Here is a 19,836-nt window from a genome sequence, read left to right on the forward strand (position 1 = left end):
AAGTCCCGACGGGGCGGCCGGTGCCGGACGGTCGGTCACCGGTCGGTCCGCTGCTCCTCATGGACCGGGACCGACCGGGTCCGCTGGGCCGGGATGCCGGTGCGCTCGTTCTGCAGGTCCCACAGCTCCCGGAACCGGCCGCCCTCGTCGGCCACCAACTCGGCGAAGGTGCCCTCCTGGAGGACCTTCCCGTCCTCCAGGACCACGATCCGGTCGGCGACGGCCACGTTGGTGAGCCGGTGGGTGACCAGCACGACCGCCCGCTCCCGCGCGACCGCCCGCAGGTTCTTGAAGATCCGGTGCTCGGCACGCGGGTCGAGCGCGGCCGTGGGCTCGTCCAGCACCAACAACCCCGCCTCCCGGTGGAACGCCCGGGCGATGGCCAGGCGCTGCCACTGGCCGCCGGACAACTCCTCGCCGCCCATCCACTCCACCGCCAGCAGGGTGGCCAGGCCCCGGCGGAGCTTGGCGACGACGTCGGCGGCCCCGGAGGCGTCGGCGGCGCGCAGCACCGCCGCGTCGCCCTCGGCGGTGGGCTGGCCCAGGGTGATGTTCTCGCGGCAGGTCATGGGCCAGCGCGCGTAGTCCTGCGGGACCACGGCGACCTGGCGCCACAGGGCGTGCGGGTCGAGGTCGCGGGTGTCGCGCCCGTCCCACCGCACCGCTCCGGAATCGGGCAGGTAGAGCCCGGCCAGGAGCTTGGCGATGGTGGTCTTGCCGGACCCGTTCTCGCCCACCAGGGCCAGGATCTCGCCCCGTTCGACGTGCAGGCTCACCCCGTCCAGCGCCTTGCGGTCGGAGGCGGGGTAGGTGTAGCCGAGGTCCTCCACCGTGATCCGGCGCGGTGCCTCGGGCGTCCCGGTGCCGCGTGCGGGCCGGTGGCCGCCGGCGGTGTCGAGGAAGCTCGACCAGGCGTCCAGGTACATGCCGGTGCGGAACAGGTCCGCGCCGTAGCCGACGATGCCGCGCAGGCTGGTGCCGACCGCCGCCAGCGCGAACACCGCCGCGCCGCCGCGCGGCAGGCTCATCCGGCCGGTGCTGACCAGCCACAGCATCGCCGCCCACACCAGGGCCGTCCCGAGTCCGGAGACGGCGGCGCCGACCACCGACACCCGGGCCCCCTGCACCGCCGCGCGCCGCGAACGGGCGTCCAGCCGCAGCCCGACCTGGTCGTACTTGGCGAGCAGGAACTCGCCCATGGTGTCGGAGCGGACCTGGTCGGCGTTGCGTTTGAGGTGGATGTACCAGCGGAGCTTCGCCATGATCCGGCGGTCGCCGCTGGCCGCCTGGTTCGCCAGGAAGTGCACCCGGGCGGCGTGCACCGACGCGATTCCCCGGGGCAGGGCCGCGAGGACCAGCAACGGGAGGAGGGCGGGGTGGAGCACGGTCAGCACGCCCGCCGCGCCGAGCAGCGAGGCGAGGGAGGCGAGCAGGTTCTGCGCCTCCCCGACGATGTCCACGCAGACCTCGGCGCCGCGGTCGGCGGCCTCCAACTCGTCGTTGTAGCCGGCGTGGTCGTAGGCGGTCAGCTCGGCCGCCACGGTGGCGCGCAGCACCGCGGCCTCCGCCGCCCGGGAGATCCGCGGTGACAGGTGGACGGTGACGGCCTGGATCGTGATGCCCAGCAGGGAGCGGACGCCGGCCGCCGCCGCGATCACCAGGATCGACGGCGCCGCGTCGGCGAGCCGGTCGCCGACCGGGCCCGGGCCGAACAGGGCCGAGATCGTGCCGGTGGTCGCGAACAGGCCGGCCGCGCCGAGCACCGCGGACACGGCCTGGCAGGTGAGGAGCAGTGCGACGGAGGCGCGGTCGATGCGCCAGCCGAGCCGGAAGGCGCGGACGACCAGCGCCGGCAGGCGGCGGGCCATCGCGCCGACGCTGATCGCCTCGATCGCCGCGATGCGCCGCCCGTCGGCGAGCCACTGCAGTTCCTCGTCGGCGGCCTCGGCCGACGCCGTCGTGGTGCTCAAGCGTTCGCCTCCTCGCGCGGCGCGCGGGCCACCGGGGCCGCATGGACGGGCGCGGCGGGTCGGACAGGCTGGACGGGTCGAACGGGTGGGACATGGATCGCCGGGGTGGGGTGACAGGCCACGGATCCTCCAGGTACGGAGCGGTCGGCGGACGTGCGGAAGCACCGGCCCGGCCGAGGAGGGAAGGCTCAAGTGAGCTTTCCTCGGGCCGAGTTGGCGGATCCGCCACGGGCGGGGAGGGTCCGATGATGGTGCTGTTCGAATGCGGCGTTCAAGTGGATTTCCTCCGGGCGAGCCGGGGTCGAACGGGGTCTTTTCGAGCACTCCGGAGGCGGTCCGGGGCACCCTCCGGTCCGTCGCGCAGAGGAGCGGGAGTGCCCCGGATCCCAGTGCGCAGGCGGCGAGAGCCTGTTCGAGCGGGGCCCTCCGGCCGGCGTCGGGGTGCTCGCGGGCGCCGTCGCGGACGAGGGGATCGCGGGCCGCGCAGCCGTCGCCGGATTCACTCGTTCGGCTGGTCCTGGACGCGGACGGGAAGGGTGGCCGGACGACCGCGCCGGCGGCTATGAGCGGCTCGGCATGGACCCGGGGATGGCGTCGTGGCGTCGATGTGGCGCCACTCGGACTGGACATGGCGCCATGGCTGCGCCATCATGGCATCGAAAGATGGGTCCGTGGCTGGGGAGCGCACGGCCCGCGGGCGGGGCATCGCACACAAGGGGGCGGCGGGTCATGGAGTCAGCACAGGGCCGGAAGCGGCGGACGGCATCCGGCGCTCTCGCCGACTTCGCCCGCTTCGTCCTCTGCGGCGGCGGAGTGGGCCTCGCCTCCGGCTTCGCCGTGGCCGCCCTCGCCGCCTGGCTGCCCTGGGCCCTGGCCAACGCCCTGATCACGGCGGCCTCCACGCTGCTCGCCACCGAGCTGCACGCCCGTTTCACCTTCGGCGCGGGCGGGCGCGCGACCTGGCGGCAGCACCTGCAGTCGGCCGGGTCGGCGGTGGGGGCGTACGCGGTGACCTGCGCGGCGATGCTCGTCCTGCACCTGGTGGCGGCGGAGCCCGGGGCCGTGGTGGAGCAGGCCGTCTACCTGTCGGCCTCCGCCCTGGCCGGCCTCGCGCGGTTCGCGGTGCTGCGCCTGGTCGTCTTCGCGCGCAACCGTTCGCGGGCCGCCGCCGTCCGAACGCTCCGCCCGGTGGAGGTGGCCGGGACCCGTGCGCCTGCCGGGACACGCGCGCCTGCCAGGACCCGCGCGCCGTCCGCCGTCGGCCCCGAACGGCTCTGCCGCGCCGCCTGACCCTACTCGCCGGGCGGCGCGGGGACGGCCGTCGTCACTCAGCGACCCGGGCGTCCACCGTGGGCAGCGCGGTCCCGCTCTCCACGTCCAGGTCCGCACCCAGGTCCGCGTCCAGGCCCGCGCCCAGGCCCGCGAGCAGGCGCAGCCCGTCCTCGGCCGCGCTGCCGGGAGCCGCGGACAGCACCAGCAACTCCATCCCCGGGGCGTCCGGCAGGGCGAAGTTCTCCTGGTGCAGTTCCAGCAGTCCGACCAGCGGATGCCGGTACGCCTTGCGTCCATGGGTGCGGGCGCGCACGTCCGCCCGGGCCCAGAGGCGGCGGAAGCGCTCGCTGCCCATCGACAACTCGCCGACGAGCGAGGCCAGGCGCGGGTCGTCGGGGTACTTCCCGGCGGCCAGCCGCAGGTGCCCGACCACGTCGAGGGTGCAGCCCTCCCAGTCCGCGTAGAGGCCGCGCTCGGCCTCGTCGAGGAAGAGGTGGCGGGCGGTGTTCAGCCCCGGCAGCGCCCGGCCGAGGAGGAGTTCGGCGAGGCGGTTCCCGGCGAGGACGTCCAGGCGGTGGTTCATGATCAGCGCCGGGGCGCCGGAGACCAGGTCCAGGACGCGCAGCAGCTCCGGCCGGACCCGCCCGCCCGGCGTGCTCGTACGACGGCGGCGCTGCCGCGCGAGCCGGTGGAGGTGCCGGCGTTCGGTCTCGTCGAGGCCGAGGACGCGGGCGAGCGTGTCGAGGACCTGCTCGGAGGGCTGGGTCGCGCGGCCCTGCTCCAGGCGCACGTAGTAGTCGACGCTGACCCCGGACAGGTGCGCGACCTCCTCGCGGCGCAGTCCTTCGACCCGGCGCCGGCTGTCGGTGGGGATACCGGCGGTCGCGGGGTCGACCCGGGCGCGCCGGGTCCGCAGGAAGCCTGCAAGATCGTCCATGCCGCCAGTATGGCCGCGGCGGAGCGGGCGAGGGAGGCCCTGCCAGTACCAGGAAGTCCGGTCCGACGGTACTGCCGCCCCTGAACACCGGGCGCTACGGGGGCCAGGATCGAAGCATCCGATCCCAAGGAGTCCCCGTGAAGACGCTGATCGTCCACGCCCACCCGGAGCCCAAGTCGCTCAACAGCTCGCTGAAGGACCTCGCGGTCTCCACCCTGGAGGAGGCCGGGCACGAGGTGCGGGTGAGCGATCTCTACGCCATGAACTGGAAGGCGACCGTGGACGCCGCGGACTACGGCCCCAGCGCCTCCAGCCCGCTGCGGGTCCCGCTGGACTCCGGCCAGGCCTTCCAGTCCGGGACGCTCACCCCGGACGTCGTCGCCGAGCAGGAGAAGCTGCTGTGGGCCGACACGATCATCTTCCAGTTCCCGCTGTGGTGGTACTCGATGCCCGCGATCCTCAAGGGCTGGGTGGACCGGGTGTTCACCTACCGCTTCGCGTACGGCGTCGGCGAGCACAGCGACACCAAGTACGGCGAGCGCTTCGGCGAGGGGACCCTGGCGGGCCGCCGGGCGCTACTGTCGGTGACCGTCGGCGGACCGGAGTCCCACTACACGGCCCGCGGGATCAACGGCCCGATCGACGACCTGCTGTTCCCGTTCCAGCACGGCATCCTCTACTACCCGGGCGTCGAGGTGCTGCCGCCGTTCGTGGTGTACGGCAGCGACCGGGTGGCCGACGAGGACTACGCGACCGTCGCCGAGAGCTGGAAGCAGCGGCTGCTCACCCTGGAGTCGACGGAGCCGATCCCCTTCCGGCGGCAGAACTTCGGTGACTACGAGATCCCTTCGCTGCACCTGAAGGAGGGGCTGGAGCCGGCGGGCCGCACGGGCTTCGGGCTGCACGTGCGGGCCTGACCGCGCCCGTACGCACCTCGGTCCTCCGACCGGCCCAGGTGCTGCCGACTGGGGCGGGCCCGATCGGGTGAAGCACGTTTCCGCAGGTAGGGCAGGGTGTCACGGCGTGGCGTGACGGCGTGTCACCACCCCTGTCGGAGCGCCCGGGTTGCGACGGCCGACGGGCCGGGGCTCCGTGGAGGAGTCGGACCGACGGTCCGTGACCGAACCTCCCGCTTTCGATCGGAGCCCTTTCCATGCGTAGTGTCCAGACCCGTGCCGCCCGCCTCGCCGCCCTCGCCGTTCCCGCCGCCCTCGGGCTGACCCTCCTGACGGGGGCGCCCGGTGTGGCCCGACCCGCCGCCGCGCCCGGTCTCGACGCCGCGGCCCAGCAGGCCGGGGTGCTCGGCGCGCTCGCCGGGGTGACCCAGCCGGCCGCGGAACTGGTCGCGTTGGCCGCGAAGTCCCCGGACGGCAAGGTGCCCGAGGCCGACGCCACCCGCCTGAAGAGCGCGGTCGGCACGGCGATCGACAAGCTCAAGGCCGTGCTGCCCGCCGCCGCGGAGACCCCGGCCGTGGCGCCCGGACTGCCCGTCACCCCGCCCGTCGGCACTCCGGGGAAGCCACTGGTCGGCGCCCCGGCGGCCCGCGCCCAAGCCGGCCCCGCCGACCTGGTCGCGACCGCCGTCGCCAACCTGAAGAAGTCGGTCGACGAACTGGCCTCGCCGGCCGGCGCCGCGGCCCCGGCCGCGGGCGCTCCGGCTCCGGGCGTCGGTGCTCCGGCCGTCGGAGCCCCCGCCCCGGGCGTCGGCGTTCCGGCCGTGGGCGCTCCGGCCCCGGGTGTCGGCATTCCGGCCGTGGGCGGGACGGTCCCCGCCCCGGCCGCGGACGCCGCCGCCCCGGCCCAGAAGGTCGTCAAGGACACCGTCAACCTCGTCGCCGCGACCGTGCTCGGCAGCGGCCTGCCGGCTCCGGACCTGGAGGGTCTGCCCAAGCTCCCGGCCCTCGGTGCCACCGCCACGAACTGACCCGCCGCCCGTCCTCGGTGCGGTCGCGCCCGGTGCGCGGCCGCACCGAGGGCTCTGGGGGGGATGTGCCACCCCCGCGCCCACCCCGTCGTGGTCAGCGCACCGTTCGCAGCCAGGCCCTCTCTCTCGGATCCCCGCCACCAGCACCCGGTCCACGTCCGTCACCTCAGGCCCCGGCGGCGCCGCGACTCCCGGTCGGGAGCCGTCGAGCCACCGCGCCTACTCGCCCCAGAGCGAGCCGGCGGCGGCGCGTTCCAGGGTGGTCACGCCGTCGGCGCGGCGTTCGCGGAGGAGCTCGCCGCCGAGGGAGTAGCGGGGAGCGGCGGCCTCCGACCGGGCCGCGCGCTCCACGATCGCGTCGACGAGGGAGCGGACCATGGCCAGCCGGGGGTACGCGGCGTGGATCCGCGGCTCCCACCGGGCGACGACGTCCGCCCGGCGTCCGAAGTCGGCGCCCACGCCCTCGCGGGTGAGGTAGCAGAGCAGGCCGCGCCGCTCGGCGATGCCGGGGGAGGTGTGCAGGGCGATCGCCTCCCACACCCGGTCGACGTCCGCCTCGGGGACGTGGTGGCGCCGCAGCAGGTCGGCCGCCAGGTCCGCGCCCTCCACCTCGAAGCGGGCCTCGCCCTTGGCGAGTTCGCCCGCGCCCAGATCGTGCAGCACGGTGGCGGCGAACAGCAGTTCGCGGTCGTACGCGGCGTCGTCCAGGCAGCCCTCGTGCGCGGCGAGGAGCTCGGCGAAGAGGAAGCTGCGGACGCTGTGGTTGACCAGCGGCGGGGTCTCGGAGGTCCGGACGGTGGCGAGGACGGCCTCGGCCAGGGGGCCGGTGGGCAGGTCGAGCGGGAAGAGGTCCATGGCGGCAGGCTACGAATCCGCCGCCGGACCGCGACAGTGGCACGCGGGCCGGGTGTCGCTAGGATCGTGCCATGTCGCAATCGTCCGCCGAGAACCACCGGATCGCGGTGCTGGCACTTCCCGGGGTCCTCCTGCTCGACCTCGGCATTCCGGTGCAGACCTTCGGACCGGACCCGCACTACCGGGTCACCGTCTGCACCGACCCCTCCGCCGGGCCGGTCCTCAGCGGCGGGTTCACCGTCGCCACCCCGGCCGGGCTCGAAGTGCTGGAGGGCGCCGACACCGTCGTCGTCCCGGGCTACGAGGACCCGGACGCCCCGGTTCCCGCGACGGCGCTGGCGGCGCTCCGCGCGGCGCACGCGCGCGGGGCGCGACTGGTGTCGATCTGCACCGGGGCGTTCGCGCTGGCGGCCACCGGACTGCTGGACGGACGCCCCGCGACCACCCACTGGCGGGACGCCGACGCGCTGCGAAGCCGCTACCCCCGGATCGACGTCCGGCCGAACCAGCTCTACGTCGACGACGGCGACATCCTCACCTCCGCCGGAGTGACCGCCGGCGTCGACCTCTGCCTGCACATCGTCCGGCGGGACTTCGGCGCCGCGGCGGCCAACGCCCGCGCCCGGTCGCTCGTCGCCCCGCCCCAACGCCCGGGCGGTCAGGCGCAGTTCATCGAACGCTTCCGGCCGGCCGCACGCGGGGACGACCTCGCGGCGGTCCGCGCCTGGATGCTCGACAACCTCGCGCACCGGCACAGCGTCGCCGAACTCGCCGATCGCGCCCACATGTCGCGCCGGACCTTCATCCGCCGCTTCCAGCAGGAGACGGACACCTCCCCGATGGCCTGGCTCACCGCCGCCCGCCTCGACTGGGCCCGCGAACTCCTGGAGACCACCACGACCCCCGTCGAACAGGTCGCCCGCCTCAGCGGCCTCGGCAGCCCCGCCGCCTTCCGCGCGACCTTCCACCGCCACATCGGCACCACCCCCACCGAGTACCGCGCCGCCTTCCGGGTCTAGGCACCGTTCCGAGACACCGAGACACCGAGACGCCGTGGCGCGGCCGGGCGGTGGCGGTGGCGGCCCGTACGGTCTTCGTGACACGGAACGAATCACCGGACGAAGGCGGAAGCCGATGCTGGACTACGGGCGCACGGTCGAGGTCGACGGTGCGGAGCTGTACGCGGACCTGCACGGCGATCCCGCCGATCCGGCCGTGCTGCTGATCCACGGGGCGGGGCACTGCCGGCTCAACTGGCCCGACGGCTTCGTCGACCGGCTGGCCGCCGGCGGCCGGTACGTCGTCCGCTACGACGCGCGCGACGCCGGTGCCTCGACCACCTTCCCGGTGGGTGCGCCGCCGTACGGCCTGCCGGACCTGGTCGAGGACGCCGCGGCTCTGATCGACGCCCTCGGGCTGGGGGCGGCCCACGTCCTCGGGATGTCCCAGGGCGCCGCGGTCGGCCAGTTGCTGGCGCTCGGCCACCCGGAGCGGGTGGCCACGCTCACCCTCGCCTCCGGCACCCCCGGCGGCCCCGGGCACGAGCAGCCGGACCTGCCGCCGATGGCGGACCGGCTCGCCGCCTTCTTCGCGCAGGCCGGGGGCGGGGGCGGGGTCGACTGGTCCGACCGGGCGGCCGTCATCGAGTCGATGGTCGAGGGCGAGCGCCCGTTCGCCGCCGTGTCGCGGCCTTTCGACGAGGACGGGGTGCGGCGGCTGGCCGCCCGGGTGGTCGACCACGCCCGCGACATCGCGGCCCAGTCCACCAACCCCTACCTGATCGACGCCGGCCGCCCCTGGCGCGACCGGCTGGGTGCGATCACCGCGCCGACCCTGGTGCTGCACGGGGAGGAGGACCCGCTGTTCCCGCCGGAGCACGGGCGCGCGCTGGCCGCGGAGATCCCCGGCGCCCGCTTCCTGGCCCTGCCGGGCACCGGCCACGAGGTCTTCCCCGAGCACACCTGGGACACCGTCGTCCCGGCCCTCCTCGCCCACACCGCGAACCGGGGCGGTCCCGCCGGGCGTGCGTGAGGTGATCCCCGACGGGGCGGGGTTCACGTCACTCACGCCCGGCGCGACCACGGGCGCAGTACGGCCGTCCCGGCGGCGAGCCAGCCGGCCGCGAGGAGCCAGCCGCCGAGGACGTCGAGCGGCCAATGGACACCGAGGTAGACGCGGCTGAGGCCGATCGCGCCGGTGAACAACAGCGCCCCGGCGGTGGCCGCCCGCGCGGCGCGCGGGTACGCGCGGGCGACGGCGAGGGCGAGCAGGCCGGCGCAGACGGCGGACGTGAAGGCGTGCCCGGAGGGGAAGGCGAAGTCGGAGGCGGCGACCGCCCGGTCCACCCCGGGAGGGCGGGGCCGGGCGAAGGCGTGCATCAGCCCCCGGCGCACCAGCTCGCCGGCCACCAGCCAGAGCAGCGGGGCGAGCAGCACCGGGACGAGCAGCAACCGGGCTCCGGTCCGCCGGGACCGCGGGGCGGTCGTGGACCGCAGGGCGACGAGGCCGGCGGCAAACGCGAGGAGGTAGGGCACCGGGCCGGCGCCGAGCGAGGTGACGGCGAGGGCGGCGCTCCGGGCGACCGGCGGCCGGTGGGCGGCGCACCAGTCGACGGCGGCCCGCTCGAACGCGAACGGCGCCCAACCGTTCGCGGCGAGCACCCCGGCGAGTACCGCGAACGCCGTCCAGGCGACGGCCACCACCACCGGCCACCGCGCGGGCCTCGGGCGGTGACTCGTCGGCGCGGACCTCACCCCGTCAGCCATCGGCGCGGGCCTCCCGACCGGGCCCGCTCCAGCCGTGGTCCGGCCCGTCCGGCCCGCCTGGCCTGTCGCGCCCGTCGACGGCCGCGCCGGCCCCGGTGGCGATCACCGGGCACCGGTCCGGCGGCGGGAGCGCAGCAGCTCCAGGACGAGCGGCAGCAGCGAGAGGGCGACGACCGCGGCGACGATCGGCAGCAGGTACCGGTCGATGTCGGGCACCGACGAACCCAGGGCGTATCCGGCGAGCACCAGACCGAACGTCCAGACCAGCCCGCCGACCACCTGCCAGAGGGTGAAGGTGCGGGCGTTGACGCCGAGCGCGCCGGCGAGCGGATTGAGGACGGTGCGCACGACGGGCACGAACCGGGCCAGGACCACGGCCTTGCGGTGGCCGTAGCGGGCGAGGAGCGCCCCGGCCCGTGCGACGCCTTGGTGGAGGTGTTTGTTGCGGGAGCGGACCAGCAGGGCGCGCCCGCCGCGGCGGCCGATGAGGTAGCCGGTCTGGGCGCCGGCGAGGGCCCCGACGGCGGAGGCGGCCAGGACCTGGGCGAGGTCGAGGTGGGGGCCGCTGTGGGCGCCGGTGGTGCACAGCAGGCCGGCGGTGAACAGCAGGGAGTCACCCGGCAGGAAGAACCCGACCAGCAGTCCGGTCTCGGCGAACAGCACGACGGCGATGCCGAGCGCCCCGAACGCGCCGAGCAGTGAACCCGCGTCGAGCGGGTTGACGGCCAGCAGAGCCGATGGGGACAACATCGCGGGAGCGCCTTTCCTGGGCCCGGTACGACCGTCATGACCGCGGGGCGCTGAAGGTCCGCTGAAGACCTGAAGACGTCCTCAGAACCCCGACCGCCCGACCGGCCGCCCCGGGGGTATGCGGGTACCGGTGGTGGCGGACCAGCGCAGGCCGGCACTCGCGCTGCGGCGCCACCGACCACGGCTACGGCGACGGCTACGGCTACGGCTACCGGGTGTTTTCCAGCCTACGGGCAGCCGGCCGCGATGCGGGCATCCTGGTGCTCACCGCTTCAGGGCCTCAGCGGCGCGGCGGCAGCCGGTGGAGTCGCACGTCGGCGAGGTGCCCGTCGTCCAGGCGCGCGGTGAGGTAGGTGGCGAAGAGCTGGCGCCGCCGGTCGGTCGGCGAGCCCGGATTGAGCAGCCGGAGGCCGCCCGGCGCGTGGCTGTCCCAGGGGATGTGGCTGTGCCCGAACACCAGGACGTCGACGTCCGGGAACCGGGCCTCGCACCGCCGCTCGCGGTCCCGGGCCGGACCGGTCTCGTGCACGACGGCGAAGCGCACGCCCTGGAGGCTCACCCGGGCGATCTCGGGCAGCTGCGCCCGCAGCGCCGCCCCGTCGTTGTTCCCGTGGACGGCGACCAGCCGTTCGGACCGGGCCCGGAACAGGTCGAGCGTGGCGGTGTCGACCCAGTCGCCGGCGTGGAACACCACGTCGGCGTCGTCGAGCGCGTCGAGGAGCGGCGCGGGCAGGGACCGTGCCCGGGTGGGGACGTGGGTGTCCGAGGTCAACAGGAGTCGCATCACGGTGAGAACGACCGGGCCGGGCCGGGGCTTCGGGCCTCCCCCGAGGATCACACGGTCGGCGCTGCCCGACGGCCGGCCGTCAGCCGTGGTGGCCGGGGCGGAGGGCGGCCAGCTCCGCGGCGTAGCGGTCGGCGGCCTCGGCCAGTCCGCGGCCGCGCCAGGGGAGGTCCTCGCCGTAGTGGTCGGTCACGATGCTGCGGGCGGCGTCGAGGTCCCCGGCGAGGAGTTCGCAGGTGATCACCAGCGCGTCGACGGCCGGTATGTGGCGGCTCGACAAGCTCCGCTGGACCGCGTCCATGCCCGAGCCCGTGCCGGTGCCCTCGTCCGTGCCCCCGTCGGCCAGGACCCGCCGCAGCTCCTCCGTCAGCGGCGCCAGCCAGCGGGCCCGCAGGGCGTACTCCCCGGCGTCGCCGAAGGTGGCGGCGAGACCGGCGAGCAACTGCGCCGGATACTCCTCGACCGGTTCGGCGAACCGCGGGTAGTCCTTGGCGAACTCGTCCCAGTCGACGTCGAGATCGCTGATGGCCTCCGGGAGCACCGGCCAGCGGGCGTAGCTCTCGTCGGACCGGACGAACACCTCGCGCAGCAGCTCGTACGGCACCTGCGCGGTGCGCGACAGCAGGAGCGCGTCGTAGAGGTCCTTGCCCTGCGGGTGGCTGTCCGAGACCAGCCAGAGGATCTTCCACGCCAGCGAGAGCTGCGGCGTCGCGGTGAGCAACGGGCCTCTGACGCCGGGGAGTTCGCAGGACTGCGGGGCGGCGGGCAGGTGTTCGGTGAAGACGAAGTCGAGCTGGACGGTGCCGCCGGGCACGCCCGGGGCGGACCACGGCAGGACCAGCCGGCGGCCGGGGATCCGGCTGTACGTCCAGATCTCGTCGCCGACCGCCTGGTCGGCGTGCAGCCGCACCTCGCCGGAGAGGTCCTCGGCGGTGCGGGCGAGTCCGTCGAGCATCCGGGTGGTGCGTTCGTCCTCCAGCGCCCAGTCCACCGGGCGGACGACGAAGTCGAGGTCGCCCGGCTCCCTGGCCTGCTCGCCGTACCAGGCGCGCAGCAGGATGCTGCCGCGGAGCACCAGGTGCTCGGCCCACGGCGAGGAGGCGACGGCGGACAGGGCGGTGTTCAGGGCCTCCCGTCGGGCGGCGAGCCAGCGCCGGGCGGTCCGCGGGTCGGTGAAGACGGGTTCGCTGGGGCGCAGGGCGCGGCTGTAGCCGGCGAGAGCGGGGTCGAAGACGGGCTGCTGGCGCACCGCCTCGTCGTCGATCGGCCGGATGCTCCGGGGCAGGTCCAGCTCCTGTCGGACGTCCTCCGCCGGGGGCCTCCCGGGCAGTGTCAGACCCTCCCACGGGCCGAACTCCAGCCTCTGCCAATCGCGGTGGGTCTCGGGCCGGTTGCTGGTCAACGGAGGTCTCCTTCGCGGTGCGGCCCGGGGGCTCCGGGCGTGTGGTCGGGTTCGGCCAGCCATCCCGCGTCCAGGGCCTCGTGGCTGTCCACGGCGACGAACTCGCGCTCCGTGGAGAGCACGGCGTGGCCGGCGGCGGCGAGGTCCGCCAGCAGGGCGTCCAGACGGCGGCCGGCGGTCACCAGCCCGACCCGGCGGCACCGCTGGGTGACGAACCACTCGCGGCGGCCGTCCTCGCGGATCCGGCGGGGGTTGCGCGAGAGGTGGGCGCCGTGCCGGTCGGCGAGGTCGGCGAGGTCCGCGAGGTTGGCGAGGGGGTCGACGAGGACGACCGGATCGGGTGATCCCGGCAGCAGCAGCTTGACGTGGTGCTCGAAGTACCGCCCCGGCCCGTGCCGCAGGGCGTCCTGGTCCGACTCCGGCACGCCCAGCGCCCACGGCGCGGCCTCCAGCTTGCTGCGCAGGACGGTGAACCCGGCCCGGCCGAGCCGGTCCGCGGTCCGGACGGCCGCCGCGGCGACCTCGTCCAGCGCGCCGGTGGTGCGCAGGGTGAGCATCGGCTGGGACGGGGCCGCGCCGCGGGCCAGCACGATGTGGGTGAACGTCAGCCCCTCGGCGGCGGCCCAGGCGGCCAAGGCCTCCGCCTCGCCCGGCGCCACGGTGAGGTGCACCTCGAAGTCCCCGCGGAGCTCGGGGAGCACGGGGGAGTACGGGCGGGCCGACGGGTCGTCACGACGCTGGTCAGGGTGGGTGGCGAGCATGCAGGCATCGTGGCAGGCCGCACTGACAATGCCCGGAGCGGTGGGGCGACCGCGCCCTCGGTCGATGCCCCCGGAGGCGGCCTCGGCGGCGCCCTCGTGGCCGAACCCTCTTGCCGTGGGCGGCGCCGGAGGACGATCCTTCGCCCATGGACCTTCCACCGGAGACGATCGAACTGGACGACCTGATCCTTCGCCGTTTCGACCGCGAGGCGGACCTGCCGGAGCTCTTCCGGGTCATCGAGGAGTCGCGGGAGCACCTCCGGCCGTGGATGCCGTGGGTCGACGAGCACAGCCTGGACTACACCGCCGCCTTCCTGGCACGCCGCGAGGAGGCCTGGGCGGCCGGTCGGGACTTCACCTGCGCGGTCGTCCTGAACGGGGTCATGGTGGGTGCCTGCCAGCTGTTCCGCCGTGAGGACGGCCCGGCCGACGTCCTGGAGATCGGCTACTGGCTGCACCCGGCGGCCACCGGCCGAGGCGTGGCCACCAGGGCCGCGCGCGCCCTGGTCGGCCAGGCCTTCCGGTTCCCCGGTGTCGACCACGTCGAGATCTCCCACGACCCGGCCAACCGCGCCAGTGGGGCCGTCGCGGCCCGACTCGGCTTCACCGAGCACGGGCGCCGCCGGACCGAGACCGGTGGTGAGGACCTGGTCTGGCGGCTGACCCGCCGGCAGGCCGACCGGGTGGCCGAGGAGACGGGGTGACGCTGGGCGGGGGCAGTAAGTCTTGCGGTATTCACCCGCCGAAGTGACGGTACCTCACCGGCGGGCGCTGAAAGATTTCCGGTCCTGGGCGCCGCCGCCCCGTCGGCCGGTGGTCGCGGCCGACGGTCTCAGGGTGCGGCCGGTACCGCCGTTCCTGCGGGGTGCGCGCCCTCCTCGGGGCTCCCGTACGCGGTGCCGGCCCCGCCCGTCCGGCACACGCTGCAGGAGTGCCAGCCCGACCGCTCGGGAGCGTACCGGTGCGGAGCGAGGGTCATGTCGGAGGTGTCCAGGCCGCAGAGGGTGAGCGGCCCGCAGACGCCCGAAGCCTCCGCGGGCGCGGTGTGCGCGCGCCGCACCGGGCTCTCGGGGTCCGCCGGGGCGTGGTCGGATCCGAGGATCCGCACATTGGTCGGTGTGTCAGGTTCCAGTACGACAACGGTGTCCATCTCCCCACCGTCACCGCAGGACGGGTGCGCCGCACCCGCACGACGGCATCCGGACCAACCGGACGCACGACCGTCAGTTCCGTGTTCAGCCTTCCGTGTTCCGCGTTCCGACTCGGGACGCCGGCCGGGGACGCCGGGGCGGCACGCCGGTCCGCACGCCGCCTCACCCGGCGGGCGCGTCCGCGTAGCGGGTGACCAGCGCGGCGGCGCGCCCGAGCAGGGCGGTCCGCAGGGACGGCGGGGCGAGCGCCTCCGCGTCCGCCCCGAGCTGCCACAGCGCCCATTCGGCGTGTCGCGCGTCCTGGAAGGTCACCTCCAGCCGCACCCGGCCGTCCTCGTCGGGCTCCTCCGCGCGGACGGCCAACGCGGTGTCCAGCAGCTCCTCCCGGCGCGCCGGGTCCACCCGGACCAGCGCCGTGAGGTGGTCGCCGTTGGCGAGGAACCGCGCGGAGCGTTCCCGCCAGATCCGGTCCAGGTCGACCCGGCCCGGTCGCTCCGCCGCCTCGGGGAGTTCCTCGGCGGCCAGCACCCGCGACAGCCGGTAGGTGCGGTCCGCGCCGGCCCTGGTGGCCAGCAGGTAGGCCCGGTCGCGGACGGTCACCAGGCCGATCGGGTCCACCGTGCGCCACTGCGGCGCCTGGTCCGCGGCCGCGTAGTGGATGCGCAGCTTGTGCCCCGCGAGCACCGCGCGCCGGACCTCGACCATGGTGGCGCGGGGGACGTCGTCGGTGACCGACCGGCGTGCCAGCAGGTCGGTCTCCGGTTCGACGAGGAACCGCCGGGCCGCGTCGCTCGCGGTCGCCCGATGGCCCTCGGGGAGCGCGTCGACCACCTTCCGCATGGCCGAGGCGAGTGCCGAGCCGAGGCCGAACGCCTGCTCGCCGCGCCCCGATCCGGCGGTCAGCAGGGCGAGGGCCTCGTCGTGGTTCAGGCCGGTGAGCTCCGTCCGGAAGCCGGGCAGCAGCGCGAAGCCGCCGTGCCGGCCGCGTTCGGCGTACACCGGGACGCCCGCCGCGGACAGCGCCTCGATGTCGCGCAGCACGGTGCGGGTGGACACCTCCAGCTCGCGGGCCAGCGCCTCCGCGGTCAGCCGACCGCGCTGTCGCAGCAACAGCACCAGCGAGACCAACCGGTCGGCACGCATGCGAGCACCCTAACGGAATAGGTGACCAAGGATGTCGTGATTTCCCGCGAGGCTCGTCGAGGTGACGTCGGGGCCGGCAGTAGGCCGTGCCGATGGACGTCCCGTCCTGTGTCCGATGAATCGAACGGAGCTGATGTGGTGATGGAACGTACGGCGGTCAACCCGGTGACGTGGTCGAAGGCGATGGGCTTCAACCAGGGGGAGCTCGTCTCCGGGCACACCCGGACCCTGTTCGTCTCGGGGCAGACCGCGATGAGCGAGGACGGCAGGCCCCAGCACGACGGTGACATGGCGGCGCAGTTGGCGCTGAGCCTGGACAACCTGGAGGCCGTGCTCGGCGGGGCCGACATGTCGCTCGCGGACCTCGTCCGGCTCAACGTCCACACGACCGACGTCGATCTGCTCCTCCGGCACTACGGCGTGCTGGCGGAGCGGTTGGGGGCCGCCGGGGTGGCGCCGGCCACCACGATGCTCGGGGTGACGCGGCTGGCCGTCCCCGGGCAGTTGGTCGAGCTGGAGGGGACCGCCGTGGCGTGAGGCGGCCTCCTCGCCCCGCTGCTCGTACCGATCCGAAACCGATCCGAAACCGGTCCGAACCGGTACGAGCAGCGGGGCCGGTGGGGGGAGCACCGTGGCACTAGGCTGGCGACGCCGTCCAGTGGGGAGTGCCCGGGAACATGTTTGTGAAGATCTGCGGTCTGAGCACCGCCGAGGATGTCGCGGCGGCGGTCGCGGCCGGTGCCGACGCCGTGGGGTTCGTGCTCACCGAGAGCCCGCGCCGGGTGGCGCCCGGCCTGGTGCGCGAGCTGGTGGCCGCGGTGCCCGAGGAGGTGCTGACGGTGGCCGTGTTCCGGGAGGAGCCGGCCGAGTACGTCCGCGCGGCGGTGCGCGCGGCCGGGGTGCGGGCCGTCCAACTGCACGGGAACAACCCGGCGACGGCGTTCGCCGCACTGTCCGACCTGGGGCTGCCGCTGATCCGGGCGACCTCGGCGGCGACGGCGGCCGGGGCGGACTGCGGGGACTTCGGCGAGGACCTGCTGCTGCTCGACGCGCCGGTGCCGGGGGCGGGCGAGCCGTGGGACTGGACCGAGCTGGGGGCGCGTCCGCCGGCCGGCCGCTGGCTGCTGGCCGGAGGCCTGAGCGTGGCGAACGTCGGCGAGGCCGTCGCGGTCGCGAACCCGTGGGGCGTGGACGTCTCCAGCGGCGTCGAGGTCCGCCGCGGAGTCAAGGACCCCGCCCTGATCACGGAGTTCGTCCACGCGGCCAAGTCCCGCTGACGCCGGGCTCCTTTCCTTCCGCGCGTTCCCCGCGTTCCCCGCGGACGCGCGACGATCACCCCGCCGCGGCTGCCCGGCGGGGTGATCGTCCGGTTCGGGTCGATCAGAGGTGCTCCAGGATCCAGGTCCGCAGATAGCCGGCGCCCACTTCGCTGTAGTTCGCGGTGGTGGAGCAGTTCTGGCCCTTCATGACGCCGACCTGGAACAGTTCACCGCTGATGTTGACCATCAGCGGGCCGCCGCTGTCGCCCGGGCAGGGGCCACCGCTGGTCGGGATCGACTTCAGCCCGATACCGTCCGGTCCGGCCGGCATGATGGACACGCCCTTGAACTGCAGTCGGTCGGGGAGCTGCCCGGTGCCGTTCTGGCCCCACCCCGCGATGACGCCGTCGTCGTACTGCGTGAACGGGCCGCCCTGCTGGCCGTCCCACCGGAAGCTCTGGCCGGGGTCGGCCAGGCTGATCGGCGTGATGCCGGTCACCGGAGACTCCAGCTTGAGGAGGGCGATGTCGTTGTGCCCGCCGCTGTACCCGGGATAGGAGTAGAGCGCGACGGCCTGCCTGACCTGCCCGCCGGTGTCCCTGAGATTGCTGCCGACCCGCACGGACATGTCGCCGGGGTTGGTGACGCCGCCCACGCAATGCGCGGCGGTGAGTACCCAGTTGCTCTTGATGAGAGTCCCGGTGCAGAAGGTTCCGCCGGAGTACGAGACCTTGGCGACGAAGTTGAAGGAACTGTCGGTGACCGCGTTGCCGCCGGTGATCGCCCGGGCGGGGGAGGGGGCGAGGCCCGCCAGTCCCGCGCCGATCAGGCCGCCGGCGACCAGGAGCCGCAGTGAGACTCCGAGGGTTCCTCGACGGGTTCCTTGACGGGTTCCTTGACGTTCGAAAGACATGGTTCGTCCTTGTCTCCGCGTCGATCAGGGCGCCCCTCGACCAGTCTCGCGCGCCCTGCTCCGCTCCGCACCCCGGCCGGGGTTGACCCGCGACAGGTCCATTCCTGGCCCACATCTGGTCCATACCTCTTCAACTGGTCCAGACCTATTGACGTGTCCTGCCGCCCCTCCTACGATCCGGACCGGCACAGCCCCACATGTCCCCCACCTCATCCGGAGCCGGGCGTCACGCCCCCACGCGCCCGTCATCCCCGCGGCGCTCGGCGGGAAGGGAGCAGCACCATGTTCCGTCGAAGGTCGCGCACCCCACGTCCGCCGCTGCGGGCCGCGGTGGAACGCGCGTCGCACGTTCACCGGACCGGCCGGGCCCCGCGCGGGGCGACCGCGCTGAACCGCTCGCTCGCGCTGGTGAGCGCCGCCGTCGTCGTCGGTGCCGGGATCGCCGTGGCCGGCTCCGTCACGGCCGGTGCCGCCGTCCCCAACCTGGTGGCCAACCCCGGCTTCGAGTACGGACTCTCCGACTGGACCTGTACCGGCGGCTCCGGCGCGGTCGTCGGCAGCCCGGTGCACTCCGGCACCTCCGCGCTCAAGGCCACGCCGACCGGCCAGGACAGCGCCCAGTGCAGCCAGACCGTCAGCGTGCAGCCCAACTCCCAGTACACGCTGTCCGCCTACGTCCAGGGCAGCTACGTCTACCTGGGCGCGACCGGCACCGGGATCACGGGTGCGGCCTCCACCTGGACGCCGAACAGCGCCTCCTACAGCCAGCTCACCACCGGTTTCAGCACCGGGGCGAACACCACCTCGGTCACGATCTACCTGCACGGCTGGTACGGGCAGCCCGCGTTCTACGCGGACGACGTGGCACTCGCCGGCCCCGGCGGCACCACGACGCCGCCCACGACGCCGCCGACCACCCCGCCGACGACCCCACCCACCACGCCGCCGACCACCCCACCCACGACCCCGCCGGGCGGTGACACCTGCCCGACGAAGCCCAGGCCTGCGGGCAAGGTCCTCCAGGGCTACTGGGAGAACTGGGACGGCGCCTCCAACGGCGTCCACCCCGGCATGGGCTGGGTCCCCATCACGGACAGCCGGATGGCCGCCCACGGCTACAACGTCATCAACGCCGCCTTCCCGGTGATCCTCTCCGACGGCACCGTCCTCTGGCAGGACGGCATGGACAGCACCGTCAAGGTGTCGACCCCCGCCGAGATGTGCCAGGCCAAGGCGGCCGGGGCGACGATCCTGATGTCGATCGGCGGCGCCGCCGCGGGCATCGACCTGAGCTCCAGCACCGTCGCCGACCGGTTCGTGGCGACCGTCGTCCCGATCCTCAAGAAGTACAACTTCGACGGCATCGACATCGACATCGAGACCGGCCTGTCCGGGAGCGGCAGCATCAACACCCTGTCCGCCTCCCAGTCCAACCTAATCCGCATCATCGACGGCGTCCTCGCCCAGATGCCCGCGGGCTTCGGCCTGACGATGGCCCCCGAGACCGCGTACGTCACCGGCGGCAGCGTCACCTACGGGTCGATCTGGGGTTCCTACCTGCCGATCATCAAGAAGTACGTCGACAACGGCCGCCTGTGGTGGCTGAACATGCAGTACTACAACGGCAGCATGTACGGCTGCTCCGGCGACTCCTACCAGGCCGGCACCGTTCAGGGCTTCACCGCGCAGACCACCTGCCTCAACAACGGCCTGACCATCCAGGGCACCACCGTCAAGGTGCCCTACGACAAGCAGGTGCCCGGCCTGCCGGCCCAACCCGGCGCGGGCGGCGGCTACCTGGCGCCCGGCCTGGTCGGCCAGTCGTGGAACGCCTTCGGCGGTGCGCTGAAGGGGCTGATGACGTGGTCGATCAACTGGGACGGCTCGAAGGGCTGGAGCTTCGGCGACAACGCCAAGTCCCTCCAGGGCCGTTGACGCCGCGCTGACGTC

General features: G+C 74.4%; 19 protein-coding genes and 2 pseudogenes. 10 read left to right on the top strand and 11 right to left on the bottom strand.

Annotated elements, in window-relative coordinates; genetic code table 11:
• Positions 1 to 35: 35 nt before the first annotated feature.
• Positions 36 to 1,970 (bottom strand): ABC transporter ATP-binding protein, encoded by a 1,935-nt coding sequence (locus tag ACFP3U_RS14840; protein WP_380225958.1) that lies wholly within the window; start codon positions 1,968 to 1,970, stop codon positions 36 to 38.
• A 729-nt stretch (positions 1,971 to 2,699) separates the two neighbouring features.
• On the opposite strand from ACFP3U_RS14840, the gene ACFP3U_RS14845 reads away from it, so the two are divergent.
• On the top strand, positions 2,700 to 3,260 hold the full coding sequence (locus ACFP3U_RS14845) for a GtrA domain-containing protein (RefSeq protein WP_380225959.1): 561 nt from the start codon (positions 2,700 to 2,702) through the stop codon (positions 3,258 to 3,260).
• A gap of 34 nt (positions 3,261 to 3,294) precedes the next feature.
• Here ACFP3U_RS14845 and ACFP3U_RS14850 read toward each other — a convergent pair whose 3' ends face one another.
• Entirely contained in the window at positions 3,295 to 4,179 is an 885-nt protein-coding gene (locus tag ACFP3U_RS14850; protein WP_380225960.1) for a helix-turn-helix transcriptional regulator, read from the bottom strand.
• A gap of 137 nt (positions 4,180 to 4,316) precedes the next feature.
• Here ACFP3U_RS14850 and ACFP3U_RS14855 point away from each other — a divergent pair, with 137 nt between their 5' ends.
• On the top strand, positions 4,317 to 5,096 hold the full coding sequence (locus ACFP3U_RS14855; protein WP_380225961.1) for an NAD(P)H-dependent oxidoreductase: 780 nt from the start codon (positions 4,317 to 4,319) through the stop codon (positions 5,094 to 5,096).
• Between the two features lie 236 nt (positions 5,097 to 5,332).
• Positions 5,333 to 6,103, top strand: a complete 771-nt coding sequence (locus ACFP3U_RS14860; RefSeq protein ID WP_380225962.1) for a hypothetical protein — start codon at positions 5,333 to 5,335, stop codon at positions 6,101 to 6,103.
• 219 nt (positions 6,104 to 6,322) lie between these two features.
• Here ACFP3U_RS14860 and ACFP3U_RS14865 read toward each other — a convergent pair whose 3' ends face one another.
• The gene (locus ACFP3U_RS14865; protein ID WP_380225963.1) at positions 6,323 to 6,958 is read right to left on the bottom strand and encodes an HD domain-containing protein; all 636 of its coding nucleotides are present in this window, start codon (positions 6,956 to 6,958) and stop codon (positions 6,323 to 6,325) included.
• 71 nt (positions 6,959 to 7,029) lie between these two features.
• Here ACFP3U_RS14865 and ACFP3U_RS14870 point away from each other — a divergent pair, with 71 nt between their 5' ends.
• Positions 7,030 to 7,977: a GlxA family transcriptional regulator gene (locus tag ACFP3U_RS14870; protein ID WP_380225964.1), complete on the top strand. Its 948-nt coding sequence runs from the start codon at positions 7,030 to 7,032 to the stop codon at positions 7,975 to 7,977.
• Positions 7,978 to 8,092: 115 nt separating this feature from the next.
• Positions 8,093 to 8,989, top strand: coding sequence for an alpha/beta fold hydrolase (locus ACFP3U_RS14875; RefSeq protein WP_380225965.1), 897 nt, complete (start codon positions 8,093 to 8,095; stop codon positions 8,987 to 8,989).
• 32 nt (positions 8,990 to 9,021) lie between these two features.
• Here ACFP3U_RS14875 and ACFP3U_RS14880 read toward each other — a convergent pair whose 3' ends face one another.
• The 5 genes from ACFP3U_RS14880 to ACFP3U_RS14900 all read right to left on the bottom strand — a co-directional run bounded on the left by ACFP3U_RS14880 (position 9,022) and on the right by ACFP3U_RS14900 (position 13,420).
• Positions 9,022 to 9,723, bottom strand: coding sequence for a phosphatase PAP2 family protein (locus ACFP3U_RS14880; RefSeq protein ID WP_380225966.1), 702 nt, complete (start codon positions 9,721 to 9,723; stop codon positions 9,022 to 9,024).
• A gap of 102 nt (positions 9,724 to 9,825) precedes the next feature.
• Positions 9,826 to 10,473 carry a DedA family protein gene (locus tag ACFP3U_RS14885; RefSeq protein ID WP_380225967.1) on the bottom strand — a complete coding sequence of 216 codons (648 nt, stop codon included), beginning with the start codon at positions 10,471 to 10,473 and terminating at the stop codon, positions 9,826 to 9,828.
• 280 nt (positions 10,474 to 10,753) lie between these two features.
• Positions 10,754 to 11,257, bottom strand: a complete 504-nt coding sequence (locus ACFP3U_RS14890) for a metallophosphoesterase family protein (RefSeq protein ID WP_380225968.1) — start codon at positions 11,255 to 11,257, stop codon at positions 10,754 to 10,756.
• Between the two features lie 82 nt (positions 11,258 to 11,339).
• Positions 11,340 to 12,659, bottom strand: a complete 1,320-nt coding sequence (locus ACFP3U_RS14895) for a nucleotidyl transferase AbiEii/AbiGii toxin family protein (protein WP_380225969.1) — start codon at positions 12,657 to 12,659, stop codon at positions 11,340 to 11,342.
• Complete coding sequence (locus ACFP3U_RS14900) at positions 12,656 to 13,420, bottom strand: hypothetical protein (RefSeq protein WP_380225970.1); 765 nt, start codon at positions 13,418 to 13,420, stop codon at positions 12,656 to 12,658. Before ACFP3U_RS14900 ends, ACFP3U_RS14895 begins: the two co-directional genes overlap by 4 nt.
• Before the next feature lie 146 nt (positions 13,421 to 13,566).
• On the opposite strand from ACFP3U_RS14900, the gene ACFP3U_RS14905 reads away from it, so the two are divergent.
• Positions 13,567 to 14,124 carry a GNAT family N-acetyltransferase gene (locus ACFP3U_RS14905; protein WP_380225971.1) on the top strand — a complete coding sequence of 186 codons (558 nt, stop codon included), beginning with the start codon at positions 13,567 to 13,569 and terminating at the stop codon, positions 14,122 to 14,124.
• A 128-nt stretch (positions 14,125 to 14,252) separates the two neighbouring features.
• Here the strand turns inward: ACFP3U_RS14905 and ACFP3U_RS14910 are convergent, their stop codons facing one another.
• Together ACFP3U_RS14910 and ACFP3U_RS14915 are read right to left on the bottom strand one after the other, a co-directional pair.
• Positions 14,253 to 14,570, bottom strand: a complete 318-nt coding sequence (locus ACFP3U_RS14910) for a hypothetical protein (protein WP_380225972.1) — start codon at positions 14,568 to 14,570, stop codon at positions 14,253 to 14,255.
• Positions 14,571 to 14,733: 163 nt separating this feature from the next.
• A complete protein-coding gene (locus ACFP3U_RS14915) occupies positions 14,734 to 15,714 on the bottom strand; it encodes a helix-turn-helix transcriptional regulator (RefSeq protein WP_380225973.1) in 981 nt (326 codons plus the stop codon).
• 141 nt (positions 15,715 to 15,855) lie between these two features.
• Here ACFP3U_RS14915 and ACFP3U_RS14920 point away from each other — a divergent pair, with 141 nt between their 5' ends.
• Both ACFP3U_RS14920 and ACFP3U_RS14925 read left to right on the top strand, forming a co-directional pair.
• Entirely contained in the window at positions 15,856 to 16,251 is a 396-nt protein-coding gene (locus tag ACFP3U_RS14920; RefSeq protein ID WP_380226045.1) for a RidA family protein, read from the top strand.
• A gap of 140 nt (positions 16,252 to 16,391) precedes the next feature.
• Positions 16,392 to 16,991 carry a phosphoribosylanthranilate isomerase gene (locus ACFP3U_RS14925; protein ID WP_380225974.1) on the top strand — a complete coding sequence of 200 codons (600 nt, stop codon included), beginning with the start codon at positions 16,392 to 16,394 and terminating at the stop codon, positions 16,989 to 16,991.
• Between the two features lie 103 nt (positions 16,992 to 17,094).
• Here ACFP3U_RS14925 and ACFP3U_RS14930 read toward each other — a convergent pair whose 3' ends face one another.
• On the bottom strand, positions 17,095 to 17,886 hold the full coding sequence (locus tag ACFP3U_RS14930; RefSeq protein ID WP_380225975.1) for a S1 family peptidase: 792 nt from the start codon (positions 17,884 to 17,886) through the stop codon (positions 17,095 to 17,097).
• Positions 17,887 to 18,168: 282 nt separating this feature from the next.
• Between ACFP3U_RS14930 and ACFP3U_RS14935 the strand changes: the two are divergent.
• Positions 18,169 to 18,705 (top strand): annotated as a pseudogene (locus tag ACFP3U_RS14935) (carbohydrate binding domain-containing protein); the annotation flags it as partial.
• Between the two features lie 156 nt (positions 18,706 to 18,861).
• Positions 18,862 to 19,821 (top strand): annotated as a pseudogene (locus ACFP3U_RS14940) (chitinase); the annotation flags it as partial.
• Positions 19,822 to 19,836 lie beyond the last annotated feature (15 nt).

The organism is Kitasatospora misakiensis (assembly GCF_042656005.1).
GTDB classification, from domain to species: domain Bacteria; phylum Actinomycetota; class Actinomycetes; order Streptomycetales; family Streptomycetaceae; genus Kitasatospora; species Kitasatospora misakiensis.

Excerpts from the sequence above, each read along its gene's own strand:
- ACFP3U_RS14890 (WP_380225968.1), bottom strand. The coding sequence starts at position 11,257 with ATGCGACTCCTGTTGACCTCGGACACCCACGTCCCCACCCGGGCACGG.
- ACFP3U_RS14845 (WP_380225959.1), top strand. The coding sequence starts at position 2,700 with ATGGAGTCAGCACAGGGCCGGAAGCGGCGGACGGCATCCGGCGCTCTC.
- ACFP3U_RS14925 (WP_380225974.1), top strand. The coding sequence starts at position 16,392 with ATGTTTGTGAAGATCTGCGGTCTGAGCACCGCCGAGGATGTCGCGGCG.
- ACFP3U_RS14860 (WP_380225962.1), top strand. The coding sequence starts at position 5,333 with ATGCGTAGTGTCCAGACCCGTGCCGCCCGCCTCGCCGCCCTCGCCGTT.
- ACFP3U_RS14905 (WP_380225971.1), top strand. The coding sequence starts at position 13,567 with ATGGACCTTCCACCGGAGACGATCGAACTGGACGACCTGATCCTTCGC.
- ACFP3U_RS14885 (WP_380225967.1), bottom strand. The coding sequence starts at position 10,473 with ATGTTGTCCCCATCGGCTCTGCTGGCCGTCAACCCGCTCGACGCGGGT.
- ACFP3U_RS14900 (WP_380225970.1), bottom strand. The coding sequence starts at position 13,420 with ATGCTCGCCACCCACCCTGACCAGCGTCGTGACGACCCGTCGGCCCGC.
- ACFP3U_RS14880 (WP_380225966.1), bottom strand. The coding sequence starts at position 9,723 with ATGGCTGACGGGGTGAGGTCCGCGCCGACGAGTCACCGCCCGAGGCCC.
- ACFP3U_RS14920 (WP_380226045.1), top strand. The coding sequence starts at position 15,856 with ATGGAACGTACGGCGGTCAACCCGGTGACGTGGTCGAAGGCGATGGGC.
- ACFP3U_RS14875 (WP_380225965.1), top strand. The coding sequence starts at position 8,093 with ATGCTGGACTACGGGCGCACGGTCGAGGTCGACGGTGCGGAGCTGTAC.
- ACFP3U_RS14865 (WP_380225963.1), bottom strand. The coding sequence starts at position 6,958 with ATGGACCTCTTCCCGCTCGACCTGCCCACCGGCCCCCTGGCCGAGGCC.
- ACFP3U_RS14870 (WP_380225964.1), top strand. The coding sequence starts at position 7,030 with ATGTCGCAATCGTCCGCCGAGAACCACCGGATCGCGGTGCTGGCACTT.
- ACFP3U_RS14850 (WP_380225960.1), bottom strand. The coding sequence starts at position 4,179 with ATGGACGATCTTGCAGGCTTCCTGCGGACCCGGCGCGCCCGGGTCGAC.
- ACFP3U_RS14915 (WP_380225973.1), bottom strand. The coding sequence starts at position 15,714 with ATGCGTGCCGACCGGTTGGTCTCGCTGGTGCTGTTGCTGCGACAGCGC.
- ACFP3U_RS14930 (WP_380225975.1), bottom strand. The coding sequence starts at position 17,886 with ATGTCTTTCGAACGTCAAGGAACCCGTCAAGGAACCCGTCGAGGAACC.
- ACFP3U_RS14910 (WP_380225972.1), bottom strand. The coding sequence starts at position 14,570 with ATGGACACCGTTGTCGTACTGGAACCTGACACACCGACCAATGTGCGG.